The organism is Actinomycetospora sp., from assembly GCF_036497245.1.
Classification (GTDB): Bacteria; Actinomycetota; Actinomycetes; order Mycobacteriales; family Pseudonocardiaceae; genus Actinomycetospora.
This window is the reverse complement of the sequence record NZ_DASXJS010000016.1, coordinates 1-8297: the sequence shown is the minus strand read 5'-3', so window position 1 is coordinate 8297 and position 8297 is coordinate 1. Positions and strand designations below refer to the sequence as shown.

The 8297-nt window shown below is 75.5% G+C and carries 7 protein-coding genes and 1 tRNA gene; 5 read left to right on the top strand and 3 right to left on the bottom strand.

Annotated features, from left to right (window positions below; translation table 11 throughout):
• The 3 genes from VGI02_RS02565 to VGI02_RS02555 form a co-directional block, all read right to left on the bottom strand.
• Positions 1–209, bottom strand: a 209-nt coding sequence (locus VGI02_RS02565; RefSeq protein WP_331625681.1) for an FmdB family zinc ribbon protein, incomplete at its 3' end; no start/stop codon positions are given.
• Positions 210–299: 90 nt separating this feature from the next.
• On the bottom strand, positions 300–926 hold the full coding sequence (locus VGI02_RS02560; protein WP_331625679.1) for a 5-formyltetrahydrofolate cyclo-ligase: 627 nt from the start codon (positions 924–926) through the stop codon (positions 300–302).
• Positions 923–2299, bottom strand: coding sequence for a UTP--glucose-1-phosphate uridylyltransferase (locus VGI02_RS02555; protein WP_331625678.1), 1377 nt, complete (start codon positions 2297–2299; stop codon positions 923–925). The genes VGI02_RS02560 and VGI02_RS02555 overlap by 4 nt, the downstream gene beginning before the upstream one ends.
• A 119-nt stretch (positions 2300–2418) precedes the next feature.
• Between VGI02_RS02555 and glp the strand changes: the two genes are divergently transcribed.
• The 5 genes from glp to VGI02_RS02530 all read left to right on the top strand — a co-directional run.
• Positions 2419–3651, top strand: a complete 1233-nt coding sequence (gene glp / locus VGI02_RS02550) for a molybdotransferase-like divisome protein Glp (RefSeq protein WP_331625677.1) — start codon at positions 2419–2421, stop codon at positions 3649–3651.
• A gap of 27 nt (positions 3652–3678) precedes the next feature.
• Complete coding sequence (locus VGI02_RS02545) at positions 3679–4350, top strand: GNAT family N-acetyltransferase (RefSeq protein ID WP_331625676.1); 672 nt, start codon at positions 3679–3681, stop codon at positions 4348–4350.
• A gap of 320 nt (positions 4351–4670) precedes the next feature.
• Positions 4671–5774 (top strand): divisome protein SepX/GlpR, encoded by a 1104-nt coding sequence (sepX, locus tag VGI02_RS02540; RefSeq protein ID WP_331625675.1) that lies wholly within the window; start codon positions 4671–4673, stop codon positions 5772–5774.
• A 76-nt stretch (positions 5775–5850) separates the two neighbouring features.
• Positions 5851–5923, top strand: a tRNA-Ala gene (locus tag VGI02_RS02535).
• Positions 5924–6067: 144 nt separating this feature from the next.
• Positions 6068–8297, top strand: a 2230-nt coding sequence (locus tag VGI02_RS02530) for an MFS transporter (RefSeq protein WP_331625674.1), incomplete at its 3' end; no start/stop codon positions are given.

Sequence of the window (8297 nt, the reverse complement as noted above, 5' to 3'; positions counted from 1 at the left end):
TCGGCGGACGACGAGGAGGAGCTGGACGCGCTCGCCCGGCTGTCGTTGCGGTAGAAGCCGCTGCCCTTGAAGACGATGCCGACCGACGAGAACACCTTGCGCAGCCGGCCCCCGCACTCGGGGCACTCCGTCAGCGAGGGGTCGGTGAACGCCTGGACCTGCTCGAACCGGTTGTCGCACTCGGTGCAGGCGTAGGGGTAGGTGGGCACGCTCGCGCTCCTGTCGTCACCCGCGGGGACTCTGCGTCGGGAGGAGTATATCTGGCACTCCTGCCACGTGAGTGCCAACACGGGCGGACGTCACGGTGTTCCGATCACGCCGCCGGGCGCGACGGTCCGCAGCAGGCCCGCCGTGGGACGCCACACGGCGTGGACCCGGACGTCGTGCGGCTCGACGGGCAGGTCGGCGACGAGCTCGTCGTCGCCGACGAGCGCCACGAGCACCGTCGAGGGCGAGGCCAGCGGCAGGCTCCGGTCGTAGTGGCCACCGCCGCGCCCGAGCCGGACCCCGGCCGCCGTCGCCGCCAGCGCGGGCACGATGACGAGCGCCGCGTCGCCGATCGCCGGTGGCCCGACCCGGTCGCCGCCGGGCTCGAGCAGCCCGTGGGCGCCCGGCACGAGGTCCCCGCGACCTCCGAACCAGGCCCAGTCCAGGGGTGCCTCGCCCACGGTCACCGGGAGCAGCACGCGGCGGCCGAGCACGACCGCGGCGTCGAGCATCGGGACCGCGCCGTCCGGGGCGGCCCCGGGCTCGCGGCGGACCGGGACGTGCAGGCACACCGGGCGGTCGGGGTCGGCACCGAGCGCGTCGAGCACCCCGGGCAGGCCTGCGGCGAGGGCGCCGGCGTCACGCCACCGGTCGGCGTCGGAACGCTCACGACGCCGGGCGAGCAGCTCCCGGCGCAGCTCGTCCTTGGTGGTGCTCACCCCTCGAGCGTGCCGCCGTCGAGGGTGCGCGGCCCGTCGACGGTCACCGACCCGCGCACCGTCACCGGCCCGGCGAACGTCACGTCCCCGCGCACCTCGAGCCGCTGCGCGTCCAGCAGGGACGGGGCGCCGCCCGGGAACCGCGCCTCGAAGTCGCGGAGCAGCCCGAAATGGGCCTTGTCCAACGAGACCACCGGCGGGACGCCGTCGAAGTGCGGCACCATCGCGCCGTCCTCGCGCAGCTCCCAGAGGTCCGAGCGCGCGACCAGGAGGTCGTCGGTCGTCTTCACCGGCGCGAACCGGGTGCGGGGTACCTCGAGTGCGCCTGCGCCGTCGATCGTCGACACGGCCGCGCCCATGGCGGTCTCCAGTTGGAGGACCGGGGTGGAGCCCTTGTCGGTCGGGTCGACGGTCTTCCGGTTGACGATCAGTGGCAGCTCCGGGGCGGCCGGGTCGGCCTCCTGCAGCGCGGCGATCGCCTCCAGGTCGAACCAGATGTTGTTGGTGTTGAAGTAGTGCCAGCGGCTGAGGTCGCCGAAGGAGGGGTCGCCGTCGGGAACCTGGGCGGACTCCCGCAGCACGAGCCGCCCGTCGCGCATCGCGAGGTGCCCGCCCTTGCGGTCCGACTCGGTCCCGCGCACCACCTCGAGCAGGAACGGCACCTCGTGCTCGGCGACCCACGCGGCGATGCGCGGGTCGGGGCGGGCGCCGAGGTTGTCGGCGTTGGAGACGAAGCACCAGCGCACGCCTGCCTCGAGCAGCGTCGCCGCGATCCCGCTCGCCGCGAGCGCGGTGTAGATGTCGCCGTGCCCCGGCGGGCACCACTCCAGCTGCGGGTCCGCGGGCCATTCCGCGGGCTCGTGGGTCGCCGCGTCCAGCTTCGGCTCGATGCCCTGCAGGAAGTCCAGCGGGAGCGGTTGGTCGTCGAGGCCCTCGTGCGCGCGCAGGCGCTCCAATGACGGCGGCCGCGTGGTCGGCGAGTCCATGAGCAGCAGCGGGAGCCGTGCTCCGGTGCTCCGGCGCAGCGCGAGCGTCTGGATCGCGATGACGTCGAGGAAGCTGCGGCCCGGCTTGATCTCCAGCGTCGACTTCGGCCCGTCGAGGCCCATGCTCGTCCCGAGCCCGCCGTTGAGCTTCACGACGGCGAGGCGGTCGAGCACCGCGCGCGTGGTCGCGTCGTCCGGCTCGGGGAGGTCGTCGAGCCGGGGGAGCGGCGCGACGGGGGAGAGCTGGTCGCCGGGCAGCGTGCCCACGCCGGGGTCGGCGAGCTGAGCGAGCCGCCTGCGGAAGGCGGCGACCTCCATCGGGTGGGCGCCCGCCTTCTCCAGCTTGACGACGGCGGGGTGGTCGGCGGCTGGGTGGTCGGCGCTCACGGGGCCGAGACTAGCGAAGGGCCCGGAGTCGCCTGTGCCGCGCCGGGAGGTGCCCGGCCGTGTGGCGAACCCGGCGCGTCGTTACCGGCTCGCGCGGCGTGTCGTAGGACGATGGCCCCGTGAGGACCGTGGATGCCCAGCTGCGCCGGGTGCTCGACGCCGCGGTGCGACCGGCCCCCGTACGCGTGCCCATCTCCGAGGCGCAGGGACTGCTCTGTGCGGAGGAGGTCGTCGCCGACCGCGCGCTGCCGGGGTTCGACCAGGCCGCCGTCGACGGGTTCGCCGTGCGCGCCGTCGACGTGCGCGAGGCCGACCAGGAACCGGTCGAGCTGCCCGTGGTCGGGGAGGTGGCCGCCGGGTCGCGGCAGGCCCACCGCCTGAGCCCGAAGCAGGCCGTCCGCGTCGCGACCGGAGCACCGCTGCCGACCCTGGCCGACGCCGTCGCCCCGCACGACCACACCGACGACGCCGCGCCGTCGAGCCGCGCCCGCGTCACGGTCAAGGCCCCCGTCCCGTCGGCGGCGTTCGTGCGGCGCACCGGCGAGGACGTCGCGCCCGGGGACGTCGCGGTGCGCCGCGGCGTCGTCGTCGGGCCCGCGCAGGTCGGCCTGCTGGCCGCCGTGGGCCGGACGAAGGTGCTGGTCCACCCGAAGCCGCGGGTGTCGGTGATCGCGGTCGGGGACGAGCTCGTCGACGTCGACCGCACCGCGGGCGCGGGACAGATCGTCGACGTCAACTCCTACGCGCTGGCCGCCGCGGCCCGCGACGCCGGCGCCGAGGTGACCCGCATCGGCATCGTCGGCAGCGACCCCGAGACGGTGCGCGAGGCCGTCGCCGCCCGGTTGGGGCTCGCCGAGGTGGTCCTCGTGGCCGGGGCCGTCGGCGGGGCGCACGGCGAGGCCGTCGCCACGGCACTCGGCGAGCTCGGCCCGATGGACACCTCCCGGGTGGCGATGCACCCCGGCTCGGTGCAGGCCTTCGCCCGCCTGGGCGCCGACGAGATCCCGACGTTCCTGCTCCCGGCGAACCCGACCTCGGCGCTCATCGTGTTCGAGGTGCTCGTCCGGCCGCTGGTGCGCCTGGCCCTGGGGCGCCCGGAACTGCACCGGCGCGAGGTGACCGCCCGGCTGCTCTCGCCGGTCGCCTCCCGGCCGGGGCGGCGCAGCTACGTCCGCGGCCAGCTGCTCCGCGACCGCAGCACCGGCGACTACCTCGCCCAGCCGCTCGGGACGGCGGGCTCGCACCTGCTGTCCTCGCTGGCCGAGGCGAACGCATTGATCATCCTGGACGAGGAGACCGTCGAGGCGGGGCTGGACCATCCCGTGCAGGTGGCGTTCCTCGCGCCTCGATAGGTGGGCTCCTCTGCTAGAACGATCGACATGGGCGTGCCGATCTGGGGAGGGACACGCCCCACCGGCCGTCACCCCGGCTGGCCGGACCGGCTGCGCGCGCTGCGCACCCCGGCCGGCGTGGTCACGCTGCGTCCGGTCCGCTTCCGCGACGGCCGCGAGTGGTCCCGCCTGCGACTGCGCGACGAGGCGTACCTGACGCCTTGGGAGCCGATGCCGCCCGGGCGCTGGATCGACCACAACGCGCTGATCGAGTGGCCGGGCCGCTGGGGGACGCTCCGCGCGATGGGCCGCGCCGGGAGCGCGCTCCCGTACGCACTGACCGTCGACGGGCGGTTCGCGGGTCAGGTCGTCGTCGGGAACATCGTCCGCGAGCCGCTCCTGTCCGCCTACGTCGGCTACTGGGTGTCCGCCGAGCACGCCGGGCAGGGCGTGACGACGGCGGCCGTGGCCCTCGCCGTCGACCACTGCTTCTCCCGCGTCGGGCTGCACCGCGTGGAGGCCACCGTCCGACCGGAGAACGCGGCGAGCCTGCGGGTGCTCGCCAAGCTCGGCTTCCGCGAGGAAGGGCTGTTGAAGCGCTACCTCGAGGTCGACGGGGACTGGCGGGACCACATCGTCCTCGCGGTGACCGCCGAGGACGTGCTCCCCGACGGTCTCGTGCCCCGTCTGCTGCGCGCCGGGCGCGCCTCCCGAGCCTGAGCGGGGGCCGTCCGGCACTCTCGGGGCTCCACCCGGCGCTCGACCGGCGCTGGAGCACCCACATGGCCCAGCAGCATCGGTGGTTCCGCCAGTCCATCGAGTGGTCACCGGCCGCACCGCTACGGCATTGCTTCCCTCACTGGAGGGTTGTCGTCACGGTTCGCACACGACACGCCGTGTCGGCTACGGGGCGCATGGGACTCGTGTGACTAGCGTGGCGAGTGTCGGTCACGGTCCCCCCGAGGGAGCGGCGCCGGCGGGTCGGCCCCGAGGGGGGCGGGCTCGAAGGTCAGGTCGTGACCGGGTCGGGGAGGCGGACGATGCCGAGCTCGCTGGTGTTCGCCGCGCTGGTCGTGGCGTGGCTCGCGGTCCTCGTGCCGGTGGTGGCCCGCAGGCGCCAGACGGTGCCGCGGCCCGCCGAGGCGCACCTCAGCGCGCGGGTGCTCGCGCGCCCGGACCGCTCCGCGAGCACCACCACGACGGCCGCCATGACCGCCGCCGCGACCACGACGGCGATCGCGACCGCGGAGCCGGAGACGGACACGGCGCCGGAGATCGACAGCGAGGACACGCACGCGCCCGGCGCAGACGCGCCGCAGGGCCGCGTGCTCGACCGCGGCCGGGGCCGCAGGCCGTTCCGGGACGACGCCGGGGAGGACGAGGGCATGGACGACCGCGACGAGGGCCGCCTCGCGACCGCCGACCGCGAGGACGACGGGTACGACGGGTACGACGAGCACGGGTACGACGAGCACGGGTACGACGACGGGTACGGGCCCGAGGACGATCTCGGGGACGAGGCGCCCGGCCCGTACGACGTGGCCGACCACCACGCACGGAGCTACCGCCCCGGACGCGGCGGGTTCGACGCCGACGCCGCGGCCGCCGCCGCGCACACCCGCTACGCGTTCCGTCAGCGGGTCGCGGTCGGGCTGGTCGCCGTGGCGGTGCTCTCGCTACTGGCCGCGCTGGTCGTCACGCCCACGCTGTGGTGGCTGCACCTCGCCACCGACCTCGGCCTGGTCGGGTACCTGGTGTTCCTGCGCCGCCAGACCCGGATCGAGGACGAGGTCCGCAGGCGCCGCCTGGCCCGGCTGACCGGGGAGCGCCGCGCGCTGGAGGCCCGCCAGGAGCGTCAGGCCGACCACGAGGACCGTCTCGCCGACGCCGAGCGGTGGGACGTCGAGGACGACACGGACGACCTCGACGACGGGCGCGATCTCGACGAGGACCTCGACGACCTCGAGGAGGAGCCCGACGACGGCGTCGACGTCCCCTCGCCGCGCTGGATCGCGCCGCGCACCCCGGCACCCGCGGTGCCCGCCGGCATGGAGCTGGTCGCCGACACCGACGAGGACCCGGACTTCCACGATCTCTCGGACTCCCGGGTGCCCGCGTACCGACGGATGGCCGCCGGCGCGTGAGGTCGGGGGCGGGCCCGGTGCTCCCGGGGCCGCCTCGCGACGGACGCGGCCCCGGTTGCTAGAGTTCTCGCTCGTTGGGGCTGTGGCGCAGTTGGTAGCGCGACTCGTTCGCATCGAGTAGGTCAGGGGTTCGATTCCCCTCAGCTCCACTCTCAACTCACGACCCCCGCCGGTGTTCCGGCGGGGGTCGTCGTCTGTCCGGGGTGGGTGCGGGGGCCCGTGTACCCGGAAGTTCGCCCCAACCGCCTGGTCCGTTCTGCCCCGTCGCGCGAGGCTCGTTAGCATCCGACACGATGTCCGGAACCGTGCCCGACCAGGCGAGACCGATGGGGCGACTCGCTGCGCTGTGCACGGCCGCGTCCTCGGTCGAGTGGTACGACTTCTTCCTCTACGCGACCGCCTCGGCGGTGGTCCTCGGGCCCGCGTTCTTCACGCCGCTCGGGGCCACCGGCCAGGTGCTGGCGAGCTTCGCGACGTTCGCGCTGGCGTTCGTCGCGCGCCCGCTCGGCGGCATCCTCTTCGGCCGCATCGGGGACCGGGTGGGGCGGCGTGCCGCGCTGGCCGGCTCGACGGTGGCGATGGGCGTCGCGTCCGTGCTCGTCGGGCTCCTCCCGAGCTACGCAACCTGGGGGATCGCCGCGCCGATCATCCTCGTCGTGCTCCGGCTGCTGCAGGGGCTCGCGCTCGGCGGGCAGTGGGCGGGGTCGGTGCTGCTGCTCACCGAGGCCGCGCCCCCGGGACGGCGGGGCCTGTGGGGCAGCATCGCCCAGCTCGGGTCGCCGATCGGCGGGATCGTCTCCAGCGGGCTGTTCTTCCTGGTCTCGGCGCTCATGCCGGCCCAGCAGTTCGCCGTCTGGGGCTGGCGGATCCCGTTCCTGGTCAGCGTGCTCGTCGTCGTGCTCGGTCTGGTCATGCAGCGGCGCATCGAGGAGTCGCCGGCGTTCACGGCGCTCTCGAGCGACACCACGACGTGGTCCGAGGGGCCCGCCCGCGCCCCGGTGCTCGAGGTGCTGCGCCGCAGCCCCGGCACGATCGTGCTCGCCGCGGCGCTGTTCGTCGCCGCCAGCGCCAGCCTGTGGGTCTACGTCACCTACCTGCTCACCTACCTGCCCACGCAGCTGGGCACGCCGAAGACGACCGCGCTGCTCGTCCTGACCGTCACCCAGGCCTTCCAGATCCCCGGGATCGTCGGCGGCGCCGCGCTCTCGGACCGGTTCGGACGACGGCCGGTGTACCTGACCGCCGCGATCGTCTCGATGATCTGGGCGTTCCCGGCGTTCGCGCTCATCGACTCCGGCGCGACCTGGGGCCTGTGGCTCGCCCTCGCCGTCGCGCACCTCGCCCTCGGCGCCATGTACGGCCCGCTCGCCGCGCTCTACACCGAACTGTTCGCCGCGCGGGTGCGCTACAGCGGCGCCTCGTTGGGCTACCAGCTCGGCACGGTCCTCGGCGGCGGTCTGGCACCGATCATCGCGACGGCGCTGTTCGCGGCCACCGGCTCGTCGGCGTCGGTCGCGGGCTACCTCGTGGTCGTCTCGGTGATCACCGTGGTCGCGGCGGCGCTCGTGCGCACCGACCGCTCCCGCCGCCCCCTCGACGACGACCCCCCGACGGAGGCGTTCGCGGTGCCGACCGCGGCGGCCTCGACCCCGTCCGGCGGCACCGCCCGCGCCGGCGGACCCGGCGCCGCCCGGGCCCCGGGACACGCGACGGAACGGCCCCGCGGGCGCCGCAGCGTGCGCACCCGGCTGGTCGCGCTCATCGCGGTGCCCACGATCGTCGCCGTCGCGCTCGGCGTCGTCGGGGTCGCCGGCGCGGTCCGCTCGGCCGCGGCGTACGGCCGCGTCGCCACGCTCGCCGACCTCGCGGGCGGCGTCACCGCGACCGCGGTCGCCCTGGACGAGGAGCAGGCCACCTCCGCGGCGTACGTCGCCGCCGGCCGACCCGCCGGGCTCCGCAGCGCCGTGTCCGACGCGCAGCGCCGCGCCGACCTCGCCACCGCCGACCTGCGCCGCCGCGCGGACGCGGTCACCTCCGACTCCGCGACCGCGGCCTCGACCCGCACGCGTCTCGACCAGGCGCTCTTCCGCGTCGACAGCCTCCCGGCGGTCCGCGCGGCCGTGCTCTCGAGCCAGGTCCCGGCGGGGGTCGTCGTCACCCGCTACACCGCTGTGGGCGACGACCTGCTCGCCGTCGACGACGAGGTCGCGCAGGGCGGGGCGAGCGAGGCGACGGGGGGAAATTCCGGATCCGACCCCGAGCTCGGCGCGACCGTCCGCGCGCTCGGGGCGCTCTCGCGCGAGCGGGCGGAGCTGGCCACCGAGCGGGCCCAGCTCGAGGCCGCCTACCTGGCCGGCTCGTTCGAACCCGGCGGCGCCCAGACCCTGGTCGAGGCGGACGCGGCGCGCACCGGCTACGAGGCCCAGTTCCGCTCGGCCGCGGCGTACGGCCGCGTCGCCACGCTCGCCGACCTCGCGGGCGGCGTCACCGCGACCGCGGTCGCCCTGGACGAGGAGCAGGCCA